The sequence below is a fragment of the Marinobacter sp. OP 3.4 genome (assembly GCF_036224885.1).
Classification (GTDB): Bacteria; Pseudomonadota; Gammaproteobacteria; order Pseudomonadales; family Oleiphilaceae; genus Marinobacter.
This window is the reverse complement of record NZ_JAVVLT010000046.1, coordinates 24,579-47,705: the sequence shown is the minus strand read 5'-3', so window position 1 is coordinate 47,705 and position 23,127 is coordinate 24,579. Positions and strand designations below refer to the sequence as shown.

Annotated in this window: 23 protein-coding genes and 1 other RNA gene; 21 read left to right on the top strand and 3 right to left on the bottom strand. The window is 61.9% G+C overall.

Translation table 11 applies throughout. From position 1 onward, the window contains the following. Positions 1-394: 394 nt before the first annotated feature. The 11 genes from RO069_RS08615 (at position 395) to RO069_RS08565 (ending at position 9,354) form a co-directional block, all read left to right on the top strand. Positions 395-1,243, top strand: a complete 849-nt coding sequence (locus RO069_RS08615; RefSeq protein WP_328186760.1) for a hypothetical protein — start codon at positions 395-397, stop codon at positions 1,241-1,243. Further along, complete coding sequence (gene rimI, locus RO069_RS08610; protein ID WP_328186758.1) at positions 1,243-1,749, top strand: ribosomal protein S18-alanine N-acetyltransferase; 507 nt, start codon at positions 1,243-1,245, stop codon at positions 1,747-1,749. The genes RO069_RS08615 and rimI overlap by 1 nt, the downstream gene beginning before the upstream one ends. A gap of 106 nt (positions 1,750-1,855) precedes the next feature. Next, the gene (gene prfC / locus RO069_RS08605) at positions 1,856-3,442 is read left to right on the top strand and encodes a peptide chain release factor 3 (protein ID WP_328186756.1); all 1,587 of its coding nucleotides are present in this window, start codon (positions 1,856-1,858) and stop codon (positions 3,440-3,442) included. A 30-nt stretch (positions 3,443-3,472) separates the two neighbouring features. Next, on the top strand, positions 3,473-4,246 hold the full coding sequence (locus RO069_RS08600; protein ID WP_328186754.1) for a TatD family hydrolase: 774 nt from the start codon (positions 3,473-3,475) through the stop codon (positions 4,244-4,246). 225 nt (positions 4,247-4,471) lie between these two features. After that, positions 4,472-4,900, top strand: coding sequence for a 50S ribosomal protein L13 (gene rplM, locus RO069_RS08595; RefSeq protein WP_328186752.1), 429 nt, complete (start codon positions 4,472-4,474; stop codon positions 4,898-4,900). A 12-nt stretch (positions 4,901-4,912) separates the two neighbouring features. After that, on the top strand, positions 4,913-5,305 hold the full coding sequence (rpsI, locus tag RO069_RS08590; protein ID WP_328186750.1) for a 30S ribosomal protein S9: 393 nt from the start codon (positions 4,913-4,915) through the stop codon (positions 5,303-5,305). 243 nt (positions 5,306-5,548) lie between these two features. Then, positions 5,549-6,142, top strand: coding sequence for a ubiquinol-cytochrome c reductase iron-sulfur subunit (gene petA / locus RO069_RS08585; RefSeq protein ID WP_328186749.1), 594 nt, complete (start codon positions 5,549-5,551; stop codon positions 6,140-6,142). Further along, positions 6,142-7,374, top strand: coding sequence for a cytochrome b (locus tag RO069_RS08580; RefSeq protein ID WP_328186747.1), 1,233 nt, complete (start codon positions 6,142-6,144; stop codon positions 7,372-7,374). Before petA ends, RO069_RS08580 begins: the two co-directional genes overlap by 1 nt. After that, positions 7,371-8,129, top strand: a complete 759-nt coding sequence (locus RO069_RS08575) for a cytochrome c1 (RefSeq protein ID WP_328186745.1) — start codon at positions 7,371-7,373, stop codon at positions 8,127-8,129. Before RO069_RS08580 ends, RO069_RS08575 begins: the two co-directional genes overlap by 4 nt. Positions 8,130-8,237: 108 nt before the next feature. Beyond that, positions 8,238-8,867 (top strand): glutathione S-transferase N-terminal domain-containing protein, encoded by a 630-nt coding sequence (locus RO069_RS08570; protein ID WP_328186744.1) that lies wholly within the window; start codon positions 8,238-8,240, stop codon positions 8,865-8,867. 73 nt (positions 8,868-8,940) lie between these two features. Continuing rightward, positions 8,941-9,354 carry a ClpXP protease specificity-enhancing factor gene (locus tag RO069_RS08565; RefSeq protein WP_328186780.1) on the top strand — a complete coding sequence of 138 codons (414 nt, stop codon included), beginning with the start codon at positions 8,941-8,943 and terminating at the stop codon, positions 9,352-9,354. Positions 9,355-9,418: 64 nt separating this feature from the next. Here RO069_RS08565 and RO069_RS08560 read toward each other — a convergent pair whose 3' ends face one another. Genes RO069_RS08560 through RO069_RS08550 form a run of 3 tightly spaced genes read right to left on the bottom strand, consistent with a single transcriptional unit; the run spans position 9,419 to position 12,433 of the window. Continuing rightward, a complete protein-coding gene (locus RO069_RS08560; protein WP_328186743.1) occupies positions 9,419-10,009 on the bottom strand; it encodes a D-sedoheptulose-7-phosphate isomerase in 591 nt (196 codons plus the stop codon). Then, complete coding sequence (locus RO069_RS08555; protein WP_328186742.1) at positions 10,006-10,410, bottom strand: YraN family protein; 405 nt, start codon at positions 10,408-10,410, stop codon at positions 10,006-10,008. Before RO069_RS08555 ends, RO069_RS08560 begins: the two co-directional genes overlap by 4 nt. 4 nt (positions 10,411-10,414) lie before the next feature. After that, the gene (locus RO069_RS08550) at positions 10,415-12,433 is read right to left on the bottom strand and encodes a penicillin-binding protein activator (protein WP_328186741.1); all 2,019 of its coding nucleotides are present in this window, start codon (positions 12,431-12,433) and stop codon (positions 10,415-10,417) included. Positions 12,434-12,558: 125 nt separating this feature from the next. On the opposite strand from RO069_RS08550, the gene rsmI reads away from it, so the two are divergent. The 10 genes from rsmI to murD all read left to right on the top strand — a co-directional run bounded on the left by rsmI (position 12,559) and on the right by murD (position 23,115). After that, entirely contained in the window at positions 12,559-13,428 is an 870-nt protein-coding gene (rsmI, locus tag RO069_RS08545; protein WP_328186739.1) for a 16S rRNA (cytidine(1402)-2'-O)-methyltransferase, read from the top strand. Between the two features lie 41 nt (positions 13,429-13,469). Continuing rightward, an RNA gene (gene rnpB, locus RO069_RS08540) (RNase P RNA component class A) lies at positions 13,470-13,820 on the top strand. Between the two features lie 399 nt (positions 13,821-14,219). Beyond that, complete coding sequence (gene mraZ, locus RO069_RS08535) at positions 14,220-14,672, top strand: division/cell wall cluster transcriptional repressor MraZ (RefSeq protein ID WP_328186738.1); 453 nt, start codon at positions 14,220-14,222, stop codon at positions 14,670-14,672. Continuing rightward, positions 14,669-15,658 (top strand): 16S rRNA (cytosine(1402)-N(4))-methyltransferase RsmH, encoded by a 990-nt coding sequence (gene rsmH / locus RO069_RS08530; RefSeq protein WP_328186736.1) that lies wholly within the window; start codon positions 14,669-14,671, stop codon positions 15,656-15,658. The genes mraZ and rsmH overlap by 4 nt, the downstream gene beginning before the upstream one ends. Further along, a complete protein-coding gene (ftsL, locus tag RO069_RS08525; RefSeq protein WP_328186735.1) occupies positions 15,655-16,071 on the top strand; it encodes a cell division protein FtsL in 417 nt (138 codons plus the stop codon). The genes rsmH and ftsL overlap by 4 nt, the downstream gene beginning before the upstream one ends. 8 nt (positions 16,072-16,079) lie before the next feature. Continuing rightward, the gene (locus tag RO069_RS08520; protein WP_328186734.1) at positions 16,080-17,822 is read left to right on the top strand and encodes a peptidoglycan D,D-transpeptidase FtsI family protein; all 1,743 of its coding nucleotides are present in this window, start codon (positions 16,080-16,082) and stop codon (positions 17,820-17,822) included. Positions 17,823-17,826: 4 nt separating this feature from the next. After that, positions 17,827-19,311, top strand: coding sequence for a UDP-N-acetylmuramoyl-L-alanyl-D-glutamate--2,6-diaminopimelate ligase (locus RO069_RS08515; RefSeq protein WP_328186733.1), 1,485 nt, complete (start codon positions 17,827-17,829; stop codon positions 19,309-19,311). Further along, entirely contained in the window at positions 19,308-20,690 is a 1,383-nt protein-coding gene (locus RO069_RS08510) for a UDP-N-acetylmuramoyl-tripeptide--D-alanyl-D-alanine ligase (RefSeq protein ID WP_328186731.1), read from the top strand. Before RO069_RS08515 ends, RO069_RS08510 begins: the two co-directional genes overlap by 4 nt. Next, complete coding sequence (mraY, locus tag RO069_RS08505) at positions 20,675-21,760, top strand: phospho-N-acetylmuramoyl-pentapeptide-transferase (protein ID WP_328186730.1); 1,086 nt, start codon at positions 20,675-20,677, stop codon at positions 21,758-21,760. Before RO069_RS08510 ends, mraY begins: the two co-directional genes overlap by 16 nt. Before the next feature lie 14 nt (positions 21,761-21,774). Then, a complete protein-coding gene (murD, locus tag RO069_RS08500; RefSeq protein WP_328186729.1) occupies positions 21,775-23,115 on the top strand; it encodes a UDP-N-acetylmuramoyl-L-alanine--D-glutamate ligase in 1,341 nt (446 codons plus the stop codon). Positions 23,116-23,127: the final 12 nt, after the last annotated feature.

Here is a 23,127-nt window from a genome sequence, read left to right as displayed (position 1 = left end):
TTGTTCTTGTGGCTTTGTGCAAGCGCAGTATGTTTCTCAGTATAGGTCCTAATTGACACTAGTCAATAATATTGAATCGAAATTATGTATCGCTTTCGGTCTTATGGGGTGATTTTGATAATCGTCAGGAATAACAGGGATTCTTCTAAAAATTATTTTAAAACAGTGGGATGCGGTTCAGTGAGGGAGGGGCTGTTCAGGGTGTGTAATGAGTTCGTGATACAGGATTCTGATATCGTTTTTAGTTACTGGTTGCTGTTTCCGGGGGTGGTGTGAGGGGTAACGGTCGAGGGAGGGCGCTGCTATACTGATGGGCTGTTTCGCGACATTGGTCGGCGCCGGACTGTTTGCGCCATCGTTCCGGGTTTTACCCGGGGCGTAAGAGGAGCGAGGAATGAACGAAGCCCAGCGACAGTTTGCCATGGGAGTGGCCGGAGTCAGGCTCTGGTACGCCCGTGCGCCGTTGCCGGGGGCGGCCCCCAGCCCGGATTTCGACTTCGATGAGCCGGGCGGGGGCGCTATAGATGTGCCGGAGGCCGTGGCCGAGACGCCGGTTGCCCGTGCCCCCCGGCCCGCCTCGCAGGCATCCCGCCAGGGGCTGGCCCGCCTGCAGGGGTTGATGGCGGATACGGCCAGTCGCCCTTCCGTCAGGGGCGAGAGCGATAGCTCGCCTGTTGTTGAATCGGGTGAGGGCGCTGCGGTGGATTCCGGCGGACAGGCCGCCCGTCAGGAGTCCAGTGCCGGCCCGCAGGCGGATGTGCCTGTGGAAAATGTTTCATCGCCCCAGGCCGGTGATGCCCTCGCCGGACAGGCGGTCGCCTTCCACTGGCGATTCTGGTCGGGAGGTCAGTGGTTGCTGGTCAGTCGTTGCCCTGACAACGCCAGTCGTGCCCTGGAGGACCGGCTGGCAACCAACATCCTCAAGGCCCTTGGCAAGGACCTTACGGGCAGGGAGGAGGTTCGCTGGCCGGTGTTCGGTAACCCCGCGGTGCCCGGAAACGATGCGGCCGGAGCGGTGGATGTGCTGTCGGCAATGGCCGAAACCGTGGCGCGGCCAAGGCAGGTATGGCTGGGGCTGGTGCCGGAGGACTCCGCCCAGGCGGCACCGGAGGTATGGGATGGGCTATGCGCGCCACTTGGCCAGGCGGCGGTGTCCTTTCCCCTGAGTCTGGCGGCCCTGTCGTCTGATCCCGACGGTAAGCGTCGGCTCTGGCAGGCCCTGCAACAGGTCGGGCAGGTGTAATGTCCGCCCTGGCGCAGACCCTCGGCAGCATGGTCCGGATGAGTGAGGGGGTGAGGGCGCTGACCGAGTCGGATGTGGACGATATCCTGGAGATCGAGCGTCTCGGCTATGCCAGTCCGTGGGGCGAGGGTATTTTCCGGGACAGTTTCCGTTCCGGTTACGCCATCCTGGGTATCGAGCGGGAAGGCCGGCTGGAGGGCTATGGGGTGCTTGCCGTGCTCCATGACGAGGCTCACCTCCTGAACCTGTGCGTGCGCCCGGCCAGTCGTGGCCGTGGCCTGGCCCGCAAGCTGCTGCGGGTATTGCTCCGGGGCGCCAGTGAGCAGGGGCTGCAACGGGTGGTGCTCGAGGTGCGGGTCAGCAACCAGGCGGCCCGTGGGCTCTACCTTTCCGAGGGGTTCCAGGAGGTTGGCAGGCGCCCGGGCTACTATCCGGACGGCGCCTCCCGGGAGGATGCGCTGGTCATGGCCCTGGGGCTGGCCGGGCCCGCGAACCCGGTTGCCTGAAGCGTTTGTATCCTGGTGCCTGATCGGCGAAAATGCGCGCCTTTTGACCAGCTCCGGAAGCTCCGGTCTCCATTCCAGAATCACCCGTTAACGCAAGTGTGAGGCTATGTCCGACAGTAAGATTGCCAGCGAAGTATCCAACCGGCGCACCTTTGCCATTATCTCGCACCCGGACGCCGGTAAGACCACTATTACCGAGAAAGTGCTGCTGTTCGGCGAGGCCATCCAGAAGGCGGGCACGGTCAAGGGCAAGAAGTCCGGCCAGCACGCCAAGTCGGACTGGATGGAGATGGAAAAAGAGCGGGGCATTTCCGTGACCACCTCGGTCATGCAGTTCCCCTATGGCGGGCGCCTGGTCAATCTGCTGGATACGCCGGGGCACGAGGACTTCTCCGAGGATACCTACCGCACCCTCACCGCCGTGGACTCCTGCCTGATGGTGATTGATGCGGCCAAGGGCGTCGAGGACCGGACCATCAAGCTGATGGAGGTCACCCGGCTGCGGGATACGCCGATCCTCACCTTCATGAACAAGCTGGACCGGGACACCCGCGATCCGGTGGAACTGATGGACGAGGTGGAGGACGTGCTGAAGATCGCCTGCGCACCCATTACCTGGCCCATTGGCATGGGCAAGAGCTTCAAGGGTGTCTATCACCTGCTGCGGGACGAGGTGATCCTCTACCAGACGGGGCAGGGGCATACCATCCAGGAGAGGCGCGTTATCTCCGGTATCGACAATCCCGAACTGGACGATGCGCTGGGAGGCTACGCCGCCGACCTGCGGGATGAGATCGAGCTGGTCAAGGGGGCGTCCAACGAGTTTGATCACGAGATGTTCATGGCGGGCCAGCTGACACCGGTCTTCTTCGGTACCGCCCTGGGCAACTTCGGTGTCGACCACATGCTGGACGGGCTGGTGGAGTGGGCGCCGACGCCGCTGCCACGGGAGACCGATACCCGCACGGTGGAGCCCGCCGAGGACAGTTTCTCCGGCTTTGTGTTCAAGATCCAGGCGAACATGGATCCGCAGCACCGGGACCGGGTGGCCTTCCTGAGGATCGTCTCCGGCAAGTACACCCAGGGCATGAAGGCGAGGCATGTGCGCATCGGCAAGGAGGTGCGGTTCTCCGATGCCCTGACCTTCATGGCGGGCGACCGGGAGCACGCCGACCAGGCGTTCGCGGGCGATATCATCGGTCTGCACAACCATGGCACCATCCAGCTTGGGGATACCTTTACCGCTGGCGAGGCCATGAAGTTCACCGGCATTCCGAACTTCGCGCCGGAGCTGTTCCGCCGCATCCGCCTGAAGGACCCGTTGAAGACCAAGCAGTTGCAGAAGGGCCTTATCCAGCTGTCCGAGGAAGGCGCCGTCCAGGTCTTCCGGCCCATGCGCAACAACGACCTGATCGTCGGCGCCGTGGGGGTGTTGCAGTTTGATGTGGTGGTTGCCCGGCTCAGGAGCGAGTACAAGGTGGAAGCCATCTACGAACCCATCAACGTCGCCACGGCCCGCTGGATCACCTGTGACGACCCCCGCAAGCTGGATGAATTCGAGCGCAAGGCCAGCGACAACCTGGCGCTGGACGGGGCGGACCGGCTGGCCTACATTGCTCCCACCATGGTCAACCTGCAACTGGCCCAGGAGCGGCACCCGGACGTTCAGTTCCACAAGACCCGGGAGCACTGATAGCGGCAACCACGTCATCCGGAGGGTTGCATGAAACTGGTGGATGCCCACTGCCATTTCGATTTCCCGGTGTTCGACAGGCGCCGGCCCGGGGCCTGGGAACAGGCCCGCCGTGCCGGTGTCGAGCGACTGGTGATTCCCGGCGTCCGCCGCGCCGACTGGGACCGGGTTGTCCGTGTGGCGGCGGAGTGCGACCAGTGGTGGTACTGCCTGGGTATCCATCCATGGTTTGTGGATGAGCATGACCAGGATGCCTTGGATGACCTGGAGCGTCGTCTGCGTCGGTCTGAAACCGGTTGTGTCGCCGTGGGAGAGTGTGGTCTTGACCGCCTTCACGGGGATCTGGATGGTCAGATGCCCTGGTTCGAGGCCCAGGTGGACCTGGCGAAGTCTCTCGATATGTCCCTGGTTATCCATTCCGTCCGCACCCATGACGAAGTCGCTGCCGTGCTCAGGCGTCGGCGCCCGGATGTGCCGGTGTTGGTCCATGGCTTCTCGGGCAGTTATGAACAGGGCAGGGCGCTGGTGGACCTGGGCTGTTTCCTGGGTATTGGCGGGGTGATCACCCATGACCGGGCCCGCAAGACCCGTGATGCGGTATCGCGGCTGCCGGTGGACAGCCTGGTGCTGGAAACGGATGCTCCGGACATGTCCCCTGCTGGCGTCGGCAAGGGCCGGAACGAGCCCGCCAACCTTCGGCAAATACTGACGGCCCTGGCGGACCTGGTGGGCCGGCCGGAGGCGTCGCTGGCCGCGACGTTGACCGGTAACACCAGCCGTCTCTACCGATGGTCCGCCTGCTGAGGGTGGGGGTGTTAAAGACTTGGAATTGGTTGCGGGTTCGTATATACTCCGCACCCTGGCTTTTCATGGGGATAATGTCGGCTCAGCCCCGAACGACATTGTCCCGGTCCGGGGGCGCCCAAGTCGCCTCCGGCCAACAGGTATAAACCTTGTCTGGCGTCACTCCCACATCGCTGGCATAGAGGTTTTTAAACGTTTATTTTTGTAGCGTTCAAGGCGGATTCAATGAAGACTCTGAGTGCGAAACCAGAAACCGTAACGCGTGACTGGTACGTTGTAGACGCAGCCGGCAAGACGCTGGGTCGTCTGTCAACCGAGATCGCCCGTCGTCTGCGGGGCAAGCATAAGCCTGAGTACACCCCTCATGTCGATACTGGCGATTACATCGTGGTGATCAATGCCGGCCAGGTCCAGGTCAGCGGCAAGAAGGCTCAGGCCAAGATGTACTACAGCCATACCGGCTTCCCCGGTGGTATCAAGTCCATCAACTTCGAGAAGCTTGTTGACAAGGCGCCCGAGCAGATTATCCAGAAATCTGTGAAGGGTATGCTGCCGAAGGGTCCCCTCGGCCGTGCCATGTTCAAGAAGCTGAAAGTCTATGCCGGTGCTGAGCATCCCCATGCAGCCCAGCAGCCCAAAGAACTCGACATCTAACGGAAGGCGGATATGTCTGTAACACAAAATTACGGTACTGGTCGCCGCAAGAACTCCACGGCTCGCGTCTTTATCAAGCCGGGAAGCGGTAACATTTCGATCAATGGTCGTACCATTGAGCAGTTCTTCGGTCGTGAGACCCTGCGCATGATCGTCCGTCAGCCGCTGGTAGTGGCTGAGTCCACCGATCGCTTCGATATCCAGATCACGGTTGCCGGTGGTGGCACCAGTGGTCAGGCCGGTGCGATCCGTCACGGTCTGACCCGTGCGCTGATGGATTACGACGAGACCCTGCGTCCGGCCATGCGCAAGGCCGGCTACGTGACCCGTGACGCTCGTCAGGTTGAGCGGAAGAAAGTGGGTCTGCGCAAGGCGCGTAAGCGTCCGCAGTACTCCAAGCGTTAAATCCGGTCACGGATTTCGCGGAAAGAACCCGGCCCCGTGCCGGGTTTTTTTATGGTTGGTTGGGCGCAGATGCTAGCATGGTTGCAGGTCGGCTTTGTGGCCTGGCTACCGGTTATCCGCTTGTAAGGTGCGGGTAATTTCATTACCATTTGTGCGCTTATAATTTTGGGTTGTGAAGTCCTTTTTCAATGTGTGAGCGGCCTGAAGGGCGGTAATCGCATTGCCTGATGGGAGAAAACCATAATGAACAATGGCGACGTTAGCCAGGGCCGACGCCGGTTTCTGATCGGCGCAACTTCCGTGGTGGGGGGTATCGGCGTCGTCGGTGCGGCTGTTCCGTTCGTGGCATCCTGGAATCCCAGTGCCAAGGCGGAAGCAGCAGGTGCGCCGGTCAGCGTCAATGTCAGCAAGATTGAGCCGGGTCAGCAGATCACGGTGGAATGGCGTGGTAAGCCGGTCTGGATTATCCGCAGGACACCGGAAATGCTGGAAGGCATTGAGGGCTTGAACGATACCGTCAAGGATCCCCAGTCGGAAGCGCCCCAGCAGCCTACTTACATTGATAATATCTACCGCTCCCTTCAGCCGGAAGTGGCGGTTCTGGTCGGTCTCTGTACGCACCTTGGGTGCGTGCCCTCGTATCGTCCGGAAGTGGCCCCGGCCGACCTGGGGCCCAACTGGGTGGGTGGCCTGTTCTGCCCCTGTCACGGCTCCCGTTATGATCTTGCGGGTCGGGTATACGAAGCACAGCCTGCACCATTGAACCTTGAGGTGCCGCCGTATCGCTTCGATGATGACTCGACTATCACCATTGGTCTTGATCCGGAGGGAGCGTGATGCAGAAGCTTCTTGAATGGGTAGACGCCCGCCTGCCCGTTGTCGACGCCTGGAACAAGCACGTCGGCAAGTACTACGCGCCCAAGAACTTCAACATGTGGTACTTCTTCGGTTCCCTGGCGATGTTGGTTCTGGTCAACCAGCTGGTTACCGGGATCTGGCTGACCATGAGCTATAATCCCTCAGCGGAAGGCGCGTTCGCCTCCGTCGAATACATCATGCGTGATGTGCAGTGGGGCTGGCTGCTCCGCTATCTGCATTCCACCGGGGCCTCGGCCTTCTTCGTGGTGGTGTATCTCCACATGTTCCGCGGCCTGATGTACGGCTCCTACCAGAAACCCCGGGAGCTGATCTGGATCTTCGGCATGCTGATCTACCTGGTGCTGATGGCCGAAGCCTTTATGGGCTACCTGCTGCCCTGGGGGCAGATGTCCTACTGGGGGGCGCAGGTTATCGTTAACCTGTTCGGCGCTATTCCTGTCATCGGTGAAGACCTGTCCCTGTGGATCCGTGGTGACTACCTGATTTCCGGTATCACCCTGAACCGCTTCTTCGCCCTGCACGTGGTGGCCTTGCCCATCGTCCTGCTGGGTCTGGTGGTCCTGCACATACTGGCTCTCCATGAAGTGGGGTCCAACAACCCCGACGGTATCGATATCAAGAAGAACAAGGACGAAAATGGTGTGCCCAAAGACGGCATTCCGTTCCACCCTTACTACACAGTCCATGATCTGCTGGGTGTGGCGGTGTTCTTCTTTATCTTCTTTATCGTGGTGTTCTTCTTCCCGGAGATGGGGGGGCTGTTCCTCGAGAAGCCGAACTTCCAGCCGGCCAACCCGCTGCAGACGCCGGAGCATATTGCGCCGGTCTGGTACTTCACACCGTTCTACGCCATGCTGCGTGCCGTCACCGTGGACCTCTTCGGCCTGCCGGCCAAGTTCTGGGGTGTGGTGGTCATGGGTGGTGCCATCGCCATCCTGTTCGTACTGCCGTGGCTTGATCGCAGTCCTGTCCGCTCCATCCGCTACAAGGGGGTGCTGAGCAAGATCGCGCTGCTGCTGTTCGCCATCAGCTTCGTGATCCTGGGCTACCTGGGGCTGGTGCCGGCGACTGAAGGTCGGACCATAGTGGCCCAGATCCTGACGGTGGTGTACTTCCTCTACTTCATTCTCATGCCGTTCTATACACGCATGGAAAAAACCAAGCCAGTACCGGAGAGGGTGACAGGATGAAAAAACTGATTCTGGGTCTTTTCATGACAGTCCTGCCGGCCCTGACGCTGGCAGCCGGTGGCTCCGACCTTCACCTGGATACCATGGAGCCGGACCATACCAACAAGCCCTCGCTGCAACGCGGTGCGGCCCTGTTCACCAACTACTGCATGGGGTGTCATTCACTGGAATACGCCCGCTACAAGCGCATTGCTGAAGATCTGGAGATCCCCGACGAACTCTACGAGGAGAATCTGATCTTTACCGGCGCGAAAATTGGTGAACTGATCCAGATCGGTATGGACAAGGACGCTGCGGCCGACTGGTTTGGCAGTGCTCCGCCCGACCTGACGCTGGTGTCCCGTGTGCGGGGCGAGGATTGGCTGTACTCCTACTTCCGTGCCTTCTATAAGGATGACACACGGCCGCTGGGTGTAAACAACGCGGTGTTTAGTAACGTGGGCATGCCCCATGTGCTGGTAGGCATGCAGGGTCTCTGCGCCGTACCGCCGAAAATCGGCACCAATGCCAGTGTTGATCCGCTCAGTGGCAATGTCCGTGGCACCGATATCTGTGACGAGTGGGCCATCGAAGGCAGCATGGAGCCCGCCGAGTTCAATCGGGCCATGTACGACCTGACCAACTTCCTGTCCTACATGGGTGATCCGGTCAAGGTCGAGCGTGAGCGTCTGGGTCTGCTGGTTCTGATCTTTGTGGCGGTGTTCTTTATCTTCGCCTATCTGCTGAACCGTGAGTACTGGAAAGACGTGCACTGACGTTTTAGCGTATAATTGACGCTGACAAGACCCAGCGGGCCAAATTCTGGCCCGCTGGTTTTTTGCGTTCAGCAGTCGCTATCTGTCTTTTTATCTTGGAGTCGTTCTATGGGCGTTGTGACCAAGAGGTCATCAATGACGTTTTTCTCGGACCCTACCAGCCACTACAGCCATCGGGTTCGTATCGTGCTTGCGGAAAAGGGTGTCACCGTTGACGTTGTGGATGTAGATCCGGACAACCCGCCGTCAGAGCTCGCGGACCTGAATCCGTACAATGCCCTGCCGACCCTGGTGGACCGTGACCTGGTGCTCTATGAGCCCAACATCATGATGGAATACCTGGATGAGCGTTTCCCGCATCCACCGCTGTTGCCGGTATACCCGGTGGCCAGGGCAAACAGCCGATTGATGATTCATCGTATCCAGAAGGACTGGTGCGGCCTGGTGGACCAGATCCTGGCGGAGCCTTCAGCGAAATCATCGGATGCGGCCCGCAAGGAACTGCGTGAGAGCCTGCAGGCCACCGCGCCGCTGTTCGGTGAGATGCCGTTCTTCCTTTCCGAGGAGTTCACCATCGTCGATTGCTGCATTGCACCGATTCTCTGGCGATTGCCGTCGCTGGGTATTGAGCTGGATGCCAAGCAGGCGAAGCCGATTACCAAGTACATGGACCGGATCTTCGCCCGTGAAGGGTTCAAGGCAAGTCTGTCGGACCTGGAAGAAGACATTCGCAGTTAATGGACGGGTGCGCCGCCGATAGGTGTCGTACCCTGAAAGCCGGGAGAGCAATGTGTCTGAACACAAGGTGACAATGACGTCCAGCCGTCCCTACCTGGTCAGGGCCTTCAACGAGTGGATACTGGACAATCACTGCACGCCTCATATCGTGGTCGATGCCAGTATCCAGGGAGTGCAGGTTCCTGCTGACCATGTGGCGAACGGGCAGATCGTACTCAATATCAGCCCCTCAGCGGTAAAGGCGCTGGCCATCGGTGATGAGGCCCTGGAGTTCAGTGCCCGGTTCGGTGGCGTGCCGATGCAGGTCTATATTCCGCTGCCGGCGGTGATGGCCATCTATGCCCGGGAAAACGGTGAGGGGATGGTCTTTGGCAGTGAGCCTGGATCCCCCGACCCGGATGGCGGAAAGCCCCGGGAGTCTGATCGCGATGCAAAGGATGATTCCGGGCGCCCCAGCGGTCGGCCCAGCCTCAAGGTCGTCAAGTAGACCAACCTCTCTTCTGCTGACTGGCCGGCGTCCCCGGTGGTCAGCGGCCTCTCCTCCACTTTTGCTAGCCGCCGAACAGGTTCTGTTCGACCAGTCGGCACAGCGCGGTGGTGATCAGTATCATGATTGGTGTGGCGGCGACCGGGTCCAGGTCGTTGAGGGTGATTTCCAGGTCCTGGGCCTGCAGCAGTGAGCTGATGTCTGTCTTGTCCTTGGCGCTGATGACGATAACGTCGATCTCGCGGTCATGGGCCGCCTGAATGGCCTGGATCAGGTTCGCCTTGTGGCCGTCATCCACGAACACCACGAGAGTGTCGCCGGGCTTGCCTATGGCTGTTACCTGGCGTGCGAAGGTGTCATTGAACCGGTTGTCCCGGCAGATGGCGGAATAGGTGGTGGCATCGGCCCCCAGGTTGATGGCCGGTAAGCCGGGCCTGTCCTGGTTCAGTCGCCCCAGCAGCGCCGTGCAGAAGTACTGGGCAATGGTGTTGGCGTTGCCATTGGCGCAGGCCAGGATCTTGCCATCACCCAGAAGCGTCCTGACCAGGGCGTCCGCCACCTCGGGAATAAGGGGCGCGGCCAGGCTGGCTGCCATGGCGGTGTGCTCCATGTGGTCGGCAAACCACTGACTGACATCGTCTTCGCTGTTACTCATGGTTCTGCCTGAATTGCATTCCTGATCCACTGAATCCGGTACTTATGGGTATCGCCCGGGGCGATGGACACGACATCGATCCGGCTGTCGTGATTCCAGAGCCCATGGCGGTGAAGGTAGTAGGTGGCCGCCCTTACCAGGCGTTGCTGCTTGCGCCAGCTTATGGAGCCGGCGCCATCCGTCAGGCCGCCCTGTTTCCGGAACCTTACCTCAAAAAACACCAGCGTCTGGTTATCCCAGCCGATCAGGTCGATCTCACCACCGCGACTGTGTACATTGCGAGCCACGATGATGACGCCGCGACTGGCCAGGTAGCGTGCAGCCACGCCTTCAGCTGCGTGGCCCTGCTGCTTGCGGGTACCGGGCGCTTCCTGTTGTTCCTGCTTGCCTTCCCTGGCCATTATGTCAGTTTATCACGCTGTCCGTTTCTTCCCGGGCTTCAGGGTCGTCTTCTTCCTGCTCGTCCTGTCCGGATGCGATAACAGGTTCACCTTCTTCGAATACACCCCACATCTGATGGCGGTGAACCCGGTTGTCGGCATCAAGCCAGAGCTCACCGGTGTGGCCGGCTACCCGGCTGTCGGCCACCTGCTGCATCAGCGGCAGATTGATGCTCAGGGTCCAGGCGTCGGCTCCCATGGCGAAGAGTCGGCCCAGGGGGCCATCCAGGTTGTCGAATGACTCGTAGGCCTGCTGGCGGAACTCGGGTTCCCGGTCCAGTATCCAGGGCAGGTCAGTGAAGTAGACGCCGTTGACATCCCGGTCCCGGGACGGATTGGGGCGGCCGCTGTAGATGATGGACGGAGAGAACACCGGAACATCGTTGGCATAGTAGAAGGAGAACAGAGGCTTGAACTGCCGCGCGATCATCGGTTCCGCCACCATGATAATGGATTCCGCGTCCTGGCGACGGCGGGGTTCGAACTCGACGTTCAGCCCCATGGTCCGCTCCAGTTCAATGGCCCTCTCGCGGCTGATGTTGATGCCCAGCAGCTCGGCGCTCACATCCCGGAAATTGTCTTCCTCCGAGTAGCGTTCCATGTCCAGGATAATGCCGCCCAGTTCCTGCATGCGCTCCTCCAGGGCCGATGCGATACGGTCTCCCCAGTTGCCCTCGGGAATCAGCACCAGGGCCTGGCCGATGCCTTCCTCGACAATCCGTTCGGCAATCTGGCGGGCCTCATCCTCCACCGACAGGCCGAACTGGAACAGCTGTGCCGGTGTGGGGGCGTCCTGCTCGGGTGCGTAGTTCAGGGCCAGTACCGGCACGGGGAGGTCGGCGCGGTTGGCCAGGGCGGCGACCTCATCCTTGGCCAAGGGGCCCACGATCAGGTCGGGATCGCTGGCCAGCAGTTCCGGCAGGACCTCCTCGAAAGGGCGGCCATTGGTATCCACGATGGTAATGGAGGTGTTTGACGGGGTGGCCGGCTCGTGGGGGCGGGCGCGGCTTCCTTCATTTCCCTCCGGGGTGGTGTCCTGGCTATGGCTGTTTTCATCGCTTCTGGTGGCGGTCACCTGGGCGCCGTCGCTGGCACTGTCGTCGGTCGTGGCTACCTGGGCACTTTCCTGCTCGGCGGCGTAGTAGGCGGCCAGGAAGCCCTCACGAACCATATTGCCGGCGGCGGACAGTGGTCCGGACAGTGGCAGTGCCAGGGTGATACGTTCCGGGCGCTGCTCCAGTACCTGGGTCAGCAGTGCCAGCTCGGTGGGCACGGTTTCGGCGCCGGGATGGCCCGACCAGTTGAACCGCCAGTTGCGCACGGCGCGACCCTGGGCCTCCAGGCTCAAGCCTGGCTGCCGGAGAGTGGCCGCCAGTTCGTACCAGCCCTGGTTCTCGAAACCGATGGCGGAGGTGGCGGCGTCATTCAGGGCGGCGTCCGGGGTTTCCTTCAGGGCCTGCCAGATGCGGTCGTTGAGTTGCTGTTGGTCAATGCCCAGCAGTTCCGGCTGGATGTTCATCAGGAACCGGGCGGATGGCAGCGGTGCCCGGGCCAGGGTATAGGTCTCGTCCTGCAGTCGGGCAGCCCTGGCCTGGAGGTCTTCCGGATACTGCTGGTACTGGGTCTCGGGCATGGCCGTCACCAGGTCGGCAGCCCACTCCTGATCCTCAAGCGCCACGGCACTGTCCATACTCAGCAACAGGTACTGGTCGGCCACCTCCGGTGCGGGCTCGTCAAAGGCTGTGCTGAGCAGCACCTCGCGGGCGTATTCATGCTCGTCACGTTCCTGGAAGGTAGCGGCTGACCGTAGCAGGAAACGCTGGCTTTCCAGGCCGGCGGCAAGCTCCTGTGCCGCCGACAGGGCATCGCCCGCAGACTGCAGGGAACTGTCCTGCAGCTGGATGGATGTGCATCCACTGGCCAGCAGGGCGGTCAATGTGGATGCCACGGCAAGGCGACGCAGGTTCGGGAGGTGACAACGCATATCAGGCAGGGCTCCTTGAGGTGCCGGCACGGTGCCGGCATAGTGTCTCTCTAATTGGTCGTGTCAGGGGGTGCAAGTTTACCAGCTTGGCGGCCATTTCACAGTTTCATAGCGGGGATTTTGGGTTGGAACCGGATCAAGCGACATTAACACCCGTCGGTACGCTTTTCATCGTGGCTACGCCCATCGGCAACCTGGATGACCTCACCGTACGCGCCGGACAGGTACTGGCGCAGGTTGACCTGGTGGCGGCGGAGGACACCCGCCACAGCGGCCGGCTGCTGCAGCACCTGGGTATCCATAAACCCATGTGGGCCCTGTATGACCACAATGAGCGGGGGCGGGCATCGGCGCTGCTGGACCGTATCGGGCAGGGGGAGTCGGTGGCACTGATATCCGATGCCGGTACGCCGCTGATTTCCGACCCCGGCTATGTGCTGGTCAGGGAAGCGCGTCAGCGGGGCATCAGGGTCAGTCCCGTGCCGGGAGCCTGCGCCATGGTGGCGGCCCTGAGCGCCGCCGGTTTACCCACGGACAGGTTCCTGTTCGAGGGCTTCCTGCCCGCCAAGGCGTCCGGTCGTCGCAAGGCGCTGTCGGCCCTGTCCCGGGAGACCGCGACCCTGGTGTTCTACGAATCCCCCCGCCGTATCCGCGATCTGCTGGCGGATATGGTGCAGGTCTTCGGTGGTGACCGGGAGGTGGTGCTGGCGAGGGAGCTGACCAAGACCTTTGAAACCTTCTATCCGGGGGCGGCGGCGGATGTGCTGGCCCGCCTTGAGGACGACCCCAATGCCGGCAAGGGGGAGTATGTGGTGATGGTGGCCGGAGCGCCGCCTGTGCAGGAAGAGGGCGCCGCGGTGGATGCGGACCAGGTGCTGGCCCTGCTGTTGCCGGAGTTGCCGGTCAAGAAAGCGGCCAGGATTGCCTCGGAGCTGACGGGGCGCTCCCGCAACGAGTTGTACCAGCGGGCCCTGGAACTCCGTGATTCCCGATAAATCCCTTGCGCCGCCCCCCGGCGCGGGAGTATGGTCTCGCCTGAGCTCGCCAGACAGTCGCCGCCGGTACCGCCGGGGGAGGAAAGTCCGGGCTCCGCAGGGCAAGGTGCCAGGTAACGCCTGGGCGGCGCGAGCCGACGGAAAGTGCAACAGAAAGTATACCGCCTAAGCGCTTTCGGGCGCCGGTAAGGGTGAAATGGTGCGGTAAGAGCGCACCGCGTGGCTGGCAACAGTCCACGGCGATGGTAAACCCCACCTGGAGCAAGACCAAATAGGAGTCCTATGGCGTGGCCCGCGCTGGACTCGGGTAGGTTGCTTGAGGTCTGTGGCAACGCAGACCCTAGATGAATGACTGTCCACGACAGAACCCGGCTTATCGGCGAGCTCTCCTTTCCTTCTTATCATTAAGAGATTGTCAGTCCTGTCGTAATGTGAAATGTGTAGCTTTACGATAGGATTTTATATAGCTAAAAAATCTTAGACTTCGTTCACTTTCTCCAAAAGTTTTTGCAGGCTTTTGATTTGCTGGAAGTTCTCCCTCGTCTCTTTCTGCATATCCTTTTTGTTCTCCTCTAACTCCTTGTCATTAAAGAAACTTTCGTAATGTGCGCGCCCTTTTTACCGCTTGCATTGTGGTAGGCGTGTTCCTATAGTGTGCAGAAGTGGGAAAAAGTGGAAAATCGTGGTTTGTGGTGGTTCAGCAGTGGTGGCCGGTGGGTCATGGTGTGAGAGCTCGCCAGCAGGAAGTCACATAACAGGCAGGAGCGGCAGCAGGGTCTGCACCTTGAGCGATGAGCAACTTTCTTGGCAGTCACGCAATCAACATGGACGCAAAGGGTCGCCTGGCGATTCCTGCCCGCGTGCGTGAAGAACTGCAGGATGAGTGCAGTGGCCGCATCGTGCTCACCGCCAATGCCGATGAGGAGCGCTGTCTTCTTATCTATCCCGAACCGGTGTTCGAGAACGTGCGCTCCCAGGTGCTCGCGCTGCCCAACATGAACCGGAAGGCCCGTCGGCTTCAGCGGCTGATCCTCGGCCATGCCACTCCCCTTGAACTGGATTCCGCCGGTCGTGTGCTGGTGCCACCCACGCTGCGTTCCTACGCGCGACTGGAGAAGAAGTTGATGTTGATTGGTCAGGGCAAGAAGCTGGAGCTATGGAGTGAAGAGCGCTGGTTCGCCTGGCTGGATGAGTCCGATGATGACGATGAGATGCCACCGGAAATGGAGGCCCTGTCGCTATGATCGCCGGGCGCTCCTTTGACCCGGAAGCGGGGCAGTCGCTTCATCGTTCCGTGTTGCTGGACCAGGCGGTGGACCTGCTGGTGGTTCAGCCCCGGGGGCGTTTTATCGACGGCACCTTCGGACGCGGTGGTCACAGTCGGCTGATATTGAAGCGGTTGGAGGGCGATGGCCGGCTGATCGGCATCGACAAGGACCCGGAAGCGGTCCGTTTTGGTGAAGCTCTGGCGGCCGAAGACGGCCGCTTCGTCGTTTATCACGGTTCATTCGCCGACATGGATGACGCGGCGTCCGGACAGGGCTGGGAAGCCGGATCCGTGACCGGGGTGCTGCTGGATCTGGGCGTATCGTCGCCACAACTGGATGACGCGGGGCGTGGCTTCAGTTTCATGAGTGACGGTCCCCTGGATATGAGGATGGACACATCCCGCGGGCCCAGTGCGGCGGAATGGCTGAACACCGCGGCGGAGAAGGAGATTGCCGACGTGATCTGGCGTTTCGGTGAGGAGCGTTTTTCCCGCCGCATTGCCAGGGCCGTGGTCCAGCAACGGGTCGAGGAACCTCTGGACACCACCCGTCAGTTTGCGGAGCTGGTCCGGAAGGCGGTTCCCAAGAAGGAAAAGCACAAGCATCCGGCGACACGGAGCTTCCAGGCGGTGCGGATCTTCATCAACCGGGAGCTGGAAGACCTGGAGTCGGGGCTGGAAAAGGCCGTGCAACTGCTGGCGCCGGGTGGGCGGCTGGTGGTGATCAGTTTCCACTCCCTGGAGGACCGGATCGTCAAACGGTTCATGAGGAATCTGTCCCGCGGGCCGCAGCTGCCCCGTGGGCTGCCGGTGCGGGCGGAAGAGGTGGAACCGCCCTACCGGACCGTGGGCAAGGCCCTGAAGGCCAGTGAGCCCGAGATACAGGAAAATGTCCGTGCACGTAGCGCCGTAATGAGGGTTCTTGAGCGCCGTGCCGACGATAAGGGAGTGGCATCGGAATGAGTGCAGTCACATTGGAAAAGCCGGTCAGGGCGCCGGTACTGACCCGGGACAACGTGCGTACGCGGGTATCCGACGCGCTGAAGCTGTCCGCGCGGATTTTTCATGCACTGGCTGAGCCCCGGGTGGTGGTTACCCTGGGCCTGGCGGCGCTGCTGATCGGTTCGGCCATTGGCGTGGCGGTCAGCGCCCACCAGAACCGGGAGTTGTACAACACCCTGGCGGAATTGCAGGCACAGCGGGACGCCTACCAGCGGCAGTGGAGTCAACTGCTGCTGGAACAGAGTGCCCTGAGTGCCCACGGCCGGATTGAGCATAAAGCCGTGGAGGAACTGGATATGGTCGTGCCCGGCCAGGAGCATATCGTGCTGGTGCCCTATGCCGGCACCGGATCAACGGTTGCAGCGGGAAGATAGCGTCGATCATGGCCCGGAATCAGGAATCCGTCACCCTCATGCAGAAAGTCGCCGCCGGGCTCCAGGCCTGGCGGTTTGGCTGTGTGCTGGGTGTATTCCTGATGGTGACAGCGATACTGGGATGGCGACTGGTGGACCTGCACGTGGTGGACCGGGAGTTCCTGCGTCAACAGGGGGATGTCCGCACCATCCGCGTGGACAGTATTGATGCCCATCGTGGCATGATCACCGATCGTTACGGCGAGCCCCTGGCGGTGAGCACCCCGGTGGAGACCCTGTGGGCCAACCCCGGCGAGATGGATCCGGACGACCCTCGCCTTACCACGGCGGCCAGCCTGCTGGGACTCAATGAGGCACGGCTGCGCCAGCGCCTGCGGGACTATGCCTCGCGGGAATTTATCTATGTCCGTCGCAAGATCCAGCCGTCCCTGGCCCGGGAAGTCCTGGGGTTGGAGATTCCAGGACTCTACAGTCGCCAGGAATATAAACGGTACTACCCGACCGGAGAGGTCACCGCGCATGTGGTGGGTTTTACCAACATTGATGAGCAGGGCCAGGAAGGCATCGAACTGTCGTATAATGACTGGCTCAGTGGCGTTCCCGGGCGCAAGCGTGTGCTCCGGGACAATCGCGGCCGCCTGATCCGGGACCTGTCACTGATCCGTGATGCCAAGCCCGGCAAGGACCTGACCCTCAGCCTTGACCTGCGCCTGCAGTACCTGGCCTACCGTGAGCTCAAGGCGGTGGTGCAGGCCCATGATGCCCGGGGCGGGACCCTGGTCATGCTGGACGTGGCCACGGGTGAGGTTCTGGCCATGGTTAACCAGCAATCCTACAACCCCAACGACCGGACATCCCTGAGTCCCGGGAAGCTGCGCAACAAGGCGCTTACGGACCTCTTTGAGCCCGGCTCCACCATGAAACCCCTGGCCATGGCGGCGGCCCTGGAGTCCGGGGAATACCAGTTCGATTCCATGATCGATACCGCGCCGGGCTATCGTCGCTTCGGACGTTTTACCATCCGTGATCATCGCAATTACGGACAGCTGTCCATGACGGGGATCATCTCCCATTCCAGCAATGTAGGCATCAGCATGATCGCCAACGATATCGGGGGAGACGTGATCAGGGATTTCTACTTTCATCTGGGCCTCGGCCAGCCTACCGGTATCGGTTTTCCCGGTGAGGCGGTCGGGGTGCTGCCCATGACCAGCGACTGGCGTCCCGTGGAGGAGGCCACCCTGTCCTATGGCTATGGCATGAGCGTGAATGCCCTGCAACTGGCCCAGGCCTATATGGTGGTGGCCAACGGTGGCACCCGCTACCCGGTGACGCTGAATCGCCTGGACGAGCCCGCCGTCGGGCAGCGTGTCATGTCCGAAACCGTGGCCGCCCAGATTCGTGGCATGCTGCAGGAGGTGGTGGAGAACGGCACTGGCAAGCGTGCCAATCCGGCCCTTTACACGGCTGGCGGCAAGACCGGCACGGTGCATCTGGTGGGCGAACACGGCTATGAGGACAGCCAGTACAAGGCCATCTTTGCCGGCATGGCACCCATGGACAACCCGCGAATTGTGACTGTGGTGGCAGTCGACGCCCCGCAGGGAGGAGATTACTACGGTGGTGAAGTCGCCGCACCGGTGTTTGCCCGTGTTATGAGCGACGCCCTGCGGCTGCTGAATGTGAGACCAGAGCTGACCGCTGTGGAAGCGGCCACCCAGACGCCCGGCCAGTCCGGGGAGCGAGGGTAGGTTCATGTGCATGACGTCACTGAGTACGCTGATGCAGGGCATTGTTGAGGTGCCTTCGGTATTTGATGTCACCATCCATGGGTTAAGAACGGACAGCCGGCAGGTGGGTAAGGGCGATGCGTTCGTCGCCCTGTCCGGCAGTCGAACGCCGGCGGATCACTATGTTGACGACGCCATCCGAGCCGGGGCCATCGTGGTGATCCTGGAGGTTGCGGAGTCGGCCCCCTGCTACGAGTATCAGGGGGCACTGGTGGTTCCGCTACCATCCCTGCGCCGGAACCTGGGGCGCATCGCCGACCGGTTCTACGAACACCCCTCCCGTCGGATGCGGCTGGTGGGCGTTACCGGCACCAATGGCAAGACGTCCGTCAGCCACTTCATCGCACAACTGCTGAATGCCGCGGACATCCCCTGCGGCGTGCTCGGCACCCTGGGCTATGGCATGCCCGGCAACCTGACCACATCGACCCATACCACCCCCGATGTGGTGGAAGTGAACCGGGCGCTGTTCGATATGGCGCGCAGGGGGGCACGGGCCGTGGCCATGGAGGTGTCTTCCCATGCCCTGGACCAGGGGCGAATCGATGGCATCACCATGACCGGCGCGGTGTTCACCAACCTGACCCGGGATCACCTGGACTACCACGGCTCCATGGAGGCTTACGGCCAGGCCAAGGCCTCCCTGTTTACCCGGGAAGGTCTGCATTTCGCCATCATCAATATCGATGATCCGTTTGGTCGTCAACTGCATGAACAGACGGACGGCCTCTGTGACCGGGTTCGGTACAGCCTCCACGAATCCCAGACAGAGCTGTGGCTGACCCGCTTTGCGCCGTCTCCCGATGGTTTCGAGGCGGATGTCGATGGTCAGTGGGGGCGCTTCTCCGTATCCGCGCCACTGATGGGCAGCTTCAATGCCAGCAACCTGCTGGCGGCCATGGCGGCGGTGTTGAGTCTGGGAGTGTCCGTGGACACCGTCAGCCAGGCCGTCAGCCGACTTGAACCGCCACCTGGCCGGCTGGAGAGCTTTACCGGTCCTGCGGGCGTTCGGGTGGTGGTGGATTACGCCCACACCACGGACGCCCTGACCAATGCCCTGGCGGCGCTGCGGCCCCACACCTCCGGCCAGTTGATCTGCGTGTTCGGCTGTGGCGGTGATCGCGATACCGGCAAGCGACCGGAGATGGCCCGCGAAGCCGAACGGGTTGCGGATCGGGTGATCATCACCGATGACAACCCCCGGTCCGAATCCCCCGAAGCCATTGTGCGGGACATCCTCGCGGGGCTGGAAAACCCCGAATCGGCGACGGTCATTCACGACCGTGCGGACGCCATCCGCACCGCCATTGACATGGCCAGGCCCGGAGATGTCGTGCTGGTGGCGGGCAAGGGCCATGAGGCCTGGCAGGAACGTAACGGCAAGCGCACGCCCTTCAGTGATGTGGCCCATGTACAGGAGGCCCTCGGCCTCAATGGGGGTGCCGCATGATGCGGGCGTTGTCCCTGGCGGAGATTGCCCGCGTGCTGGGTGTCCAGGCGCCTGCGGCTGCCGGTTCGGCCCGTGATATCTGCACCGATACCCGGGCACTGCAGGCGGGCGACCTGTTCGTTGCCTTGCGGGGGGAACGCTTTGACGGCCATGGCTTCCTGGAAACCGCCCGGGAGGTGGGGGCTGTCGCGGCGGTGGTGGATACTGTCGATGCGAAAGTGGCGCTGCCACAACTGGTGGTGCCCGACACTATCCAGGCGCTGGCGGACCTGGCCCGCTGCAACCGGGAGCTCAGCGACGCCCGGGTGATCGCGGTCACTGGCAGCAGCGGCAAGACCACACTCAAGGAAATGCTGTCGGCCATCCTCACCAATGAGGGCGCAACACTCGCCACCTTGGGAAACCTGAACAATCACATTGGCGCACCGCTGACCCTGTTCCGGCTGTCGCCGAAACACCGTTACGCGGTTATCGAGCTGGGCGCCAGTGGTGTGGGTGAAATCGCGCATACCGTTGCCGCCACACGCCCTGAAGTGGCGGTGATCACCAATGCCGGTGAGGCCCACCTGGAAGGCTTTGGCAGTTACGAGAACATTGTCTTGGCCAAAGGCGAGATTATCGATGGGGTGGTTGATGGGGGCACGGTGGTGCTCAACCGGGACGACCGGGCCTTCGACACCTGGAAAGAACGCGCCGGAAATCGTCGGGTGGTGTCCGTCAGTGCCCGGGGTGGCGCCGCCGATTATCGTTGCACAGACCACCAGTTCGCGGATGGCGCCTACACCATTGAGGTGGAGACGCCGGGTGGCAGGCGTTCGCTGGTGCTCAGAATGCCCGGCGAACACAACATCTGCAACGCATTGCTGGCCATGGCCGCCGCTGAGGCAGTGGGCGTAGGTGAATCCGCCGTGCGCGAGGGATTGGAGGCGGTCAAACCGGCAGCTGGCCGGCTGGAACGCAAAGAGCTCAATGATCGCGTGACCGTGATCGATGACAGCTACAACGCCAACCCCACCTCCATGAAGGCGGCCCTGGATGTGCTGGCCCGGGAGGCTTCCACCCGTGTCGCGGTACTGGGCGGCATGGCCGAGCTTGGTCCGGAAGGGGACCGCCTGCACCGCGAGGTGGGCGAGCATGCCCGCAGCCAGGGTATCGAACAGCTGCTGGTGGTGGGTACAACGGAAGGGTGCAACGCACTGGTCTCGGGTTTCGGTGACGATGCCCGTCGGTTTGACACACACCAGCAGGCCGTAGAGTGGCTGCTGGCCCATATAACCGGGCCCATGACCGTACTGGTCAAGGGATCCCGCAGTTCTGCCATGGACCAGGTAGTAAAGATGTTACAAGAAAAGGTGAACGATCCATGCTGCTCTGGCTGACAGAACTGCTATCGCCATACATCACCGAACTGACGGTGTTCCAGTACCTGACCCTGCGGGCCATTCTCGGCATCCTCACAGCGCTGATTATCTCCCTGCTGATCGGTCCCATGATGATCCGCAAGCTGAGCCAGTACCAGATTGGCCAGGCGGTGCGTGACGATGGTCCCCAGACCCATCTCAGCAAGGCCGGTACCCCGACCATGGGTGGGGCACTGATCCTGGTGGCGGTGGCCGTCACCACGTTGCTGTGGGCGGACCTGGACAACCGTTACGTCTGGATCACCCTGGCGGTAACCCTGGGCTTTGGCGCCATTGGCTGGGTGGATGACTATCGCAAGGTGGTGGAGCGCAATCCCCGGGGCCTGCCGGCCCGCTGGAAGTATTTCTGGCAGTCGGTGATCGGCGCGACAGCGGCGGTGGCCCTGTTCTACAGCTCGTCGATGCCCCAGGAAACGTCACTCTACGTGCCTTTCTTCAAGAATGTCTCCCTGACCCTGGGGCCGGTGCTGTTCATCCTGCTGACCTATTTCGTGATTGTGGGCAGCAGCAACGCGGTGAACCTGACCGACGGCCTGGACGGGCTGGCGATCATGCCCACGGTGATGGTGGGGGGCGCACTGGCGGTATTCGCCTACGTGTCCGGCCACTCGCAGTTTTCCGATTACCTGCTGATTCCCCACCTGCCGGGCAGCGGGGAGCTGATCGTGTTCTGTGGCGCACTGGTGGGTGCGGGCCTGGGCTTCCTGTGGTTCAACACCTATCCGGCCCAGGTGTTCATGGGCGATGTGGGGGCCCTGGCACTGGGGGCGGCCCTCGGGGTGGTGGCGGTCATCGTCCGCCAGGAGATCGTGCTGTTCATTATGGGGGGCGTCTTCGTGATGGAGACCATCTCGGTGATCCTGCAGGTGGGTTCCTATCGGCTGACCGGCCGGCGGATCTTCCGCATGGCGCCCCTGCATCATCATTTTGAACTCAAGGGCTGGCCGGAGCCCCGGGTGATTGTCCGCTTCTGGGTCATCACCGTGATTCTGGTACTGATCGGGCTATCGAGCCTGAAACTTCGTTAGGAACGGATACGAGCATGGCTGTAATCGCATCGGATCGTCGCACACTGGTGGTAGGGCTCGGCAAGACCGGGCTCTCCTGCGTGCGCTATCTGACCGGCCTCGGACGCGAGGTATCGGTGGCGGACAGCCGTGCCCGGCCACCGGGAATGGACGAGCTGCGCGCCGACTACCCGGATATCGAGATACGCACCGGTGAGTTCGACAGCGACTGGTTCCGCACCTTCAACGAACTGGTGGTCAGCCCGGGCATTGCCATTGCCGAGCCGGCCATTGCCGCGGCGGCGGAGCAGGGCGCCCACATCCGGGGGGATATCGACCTGTTTGCCGAGGCGGCGCAGGCGCCGATCATCGCCATCACCGGCTCCAACGGCAAGACCACGGTGACCACCCTGCTGGGCGAGCTGGCTAAGGCCTGCGGGGTCAGGGCCGCCGTGGGTGGCAACATCGGCACACCGGCGCTGGAACTGCTGTCGCAGGCGCCGGACGTCTACATCCTGGAACTGTCCAGTTTCCAGCTGGAAACCACCCACGAACTGAACGCCGAAGTGGCCACGGTCCTTAACGTCAGTGACGACCATATGGACCGTTATCCCTCCAAGATGGAGTACTACCAGGCCAAGCAGCGGATCTTCCGGGGCGCCCGCAATGCCGTCGTCAACCTGGACGATGCCCTGAGCACGCCCATGGCCAGGGACACCCTGAACTTCATCTGCTACGGCTTCCATCGGGTGAACCCGGAGACCTTCAGTACCCGCGAGGACGAACACGGGCTATGGATCACCTGGGGGCTGGACAACCTGTTGAATACCGCCGACCTGAAACTGGCGGGGCTGCACAACGTCAGCAACGTCATGTCGGCCCTGGCCATCGGCCTGGCCGCTGGCTGGTCGCTGGAGACCATGGTGCGGGCGGCCCGTGACTTCCGGGGCTTGCCCCACCGTTGCGAACCGGTCCGGACCGTGAATGGCGTGGAGTACATCAACGATTCCAAGGGCACCAACGTGGGGGCCACCGTCGCCGCCCTGGACAGTCTGGCACCGGCCTGCAACCGGATCGTCCTGATTGCCGGTGGTGATGGTAAGGGCGCGGACTTCAGCCCCCTGGCACGACCGGTGTCGGAGCATTGTCGGGCCGTGGTGCTGATCGGGCAGGATGCCGGGCGCATCCGCGAGGACCTGGCTGGCGACACGAAGGTGATCACCGCCCATTCCATGGCCGAGGCGGTCACCCTGGCCTCCGACCTGGCCCGTGACGGTGATCGGGTGCTGCTGTCCCCGGCCTGCGCCAGTTTCGATATGTTCACCGGCTACGAGGACCGTGGTGAGCGGTTCCGTCAGGCCGTGGAGGGTTTGTGATGCAGGCGGCGA

Excerpts from the sequence above, each read along its gene's own strand:
- RO069_RS08615 (WP_328186760.1), top strand. The coding sequence starts at position 395 with ATGAACGAAGCCCAGCGACAGTTTGCCATGGGAGTGGCCGGAGTCAGG.
- rimI (WP_328186758.1), top strand. The coding sequence starts at position 1,243 with ATGTCCGCCCTGGCGCAGACCCTCGGCAGCATGGTCCGGATGAGTGAG.
- prfC (WP_328186756.1), top strand. The coding sequence starts at position 1,856 with ATGTCCGACAGTAAGATTGCCAGCGAAGTATCCAACCGGCGCACCTTT.
- RO069_RS08600 (WP_328186754.1), top strand. The coding sequence starts at position 3,473 with ATGAAACTGGTGGATGCCCACTGCCATTTCGATTTCCCGGTGTTCGAC.
- rplM (WP_328186752.1), top strand. The coding sequence starts at position 4,472 with ATGAAGACTCTGAGTGCGAAACCAGAAACCGTAACGCGTGACTGGTAC.
- rpsI (WP_328186750.1), top strand. The coding sequence starts at position 4,913 with ATGTCTGTAACACAAAATTACGGTACTGGTCGCCGCAAGAACTCCACG.
- petA (WP_328186749.1), top strand. The coding sequence starts at position 5,549 with ATGAACAATGGCGACGTTAGCCAGGGCCGACGCCGGTTTCTGATCGGC.
- RO069_RS08580 (WP_328186747.1), top strand. The coding sequence starts at position 6,142 with ATGCAGAAGCTTCTTGAATGGGTAGACGCCCGCCTGCCCGTTGTCGAC.
- RO069_RS08575 (WP_328186745.1), top strand. The coding sequence starts at position 7,371 with ATGAAAAAACTGATTCTGGGTCTTTTCATGACAGTCCTGCCGGCCCTG.
- RO069_RS08570 (WP_328186744.1), top strand. The coding sequence starts at position 8,238 with ATGGGCGTTGTGACCAAGAGGTCATCAATGACGTTTTTCTCGGACCCT.
- RO069_RS08565 (WP_328186780.1), top strand. The coding sequence starts at position 8,941 with ATGACGTCCAGCCGTCCCTACCTGGTCAGGGCCTTCAACGAGTGGATA.
- RO069_RS08560 (WP_328186743.1), bottom strand. The coding sequence starts at position 10,009 with ATGAGTAACAGCGAAGACGATGTCAGTCAGTGGTTTGCCGACCACATG.
- RO069_RS08555 (WP_328186742.1), bottom strand. The coding sequence starts at position 10,410 with ATGGCCAGGGAAGGCAAGCAGGAACAACAGGAAGCGCCCGGTACCCGC.
- RO069_RS08550 (WP_328186741.1), bottom strand. The coding sequence starts at position 12,433 with ATGCGTTGTCACCTCCCGAACCTGCGTCGCCTTGCCGTGGCATCCACA.
- mraZ (WP_328186738.1), top strand. The coding sequence starts at position 14,220 with ATGAGCAACTTTCTTGGCAGTCACGCAATCAACATGGACGCAAAGGGT.
- rsmH (WP_328186736.1), top strand. The coding sequence starts at position 14,669 with ATGATCGCCGGGCGCTCCTTTGACCCGGAAGCGGGGCAGTCGCTTCAT.
- ftsL (WP_328186735.1), top strand. The coding sequence starts at position 15,655 with ATGAGTGCAGTCACATTGGAAAAGCCGGTCAGGGCGCCGGTACTGACC.
- RO069_RS08520 (WP_328186734.1), top strand. The coding sequence starts at position 16,080 with ATGGCCCGGAATCAGGAATCCGTCACCCTCATGCAGAAAGTCGCCGCC.
- RO069_RS08515 (WP_328186733.1), top strand. The coding sequence starts at position 17,827 with ATGTGCATGACGTCACTGAGTACGCTGATGCAGGGCATTGTTGAGGTG.
- RO069_RS08510 (WP_328186731.1), top strand. The coding sequence starts at position 19,308 with ATGATGCGGGCGTTGTCCCTGGCGGAGATTGCCCGCGTGCTGGGTGTC.
- mraY (WP_328186730.1), top strand. The coding sequence starts at position 20,675 with ATGCTGCTCTGGCTGACAGAACTGCTATCGCCATACATCACCGAACTG.
- murD (WP_328186729.1), top strand. The coding sequence starts at position 21,775 with ATGGCTGTAATCGCATCGGATCGTCGCACACTGGTGGTAGGGCTCGGC.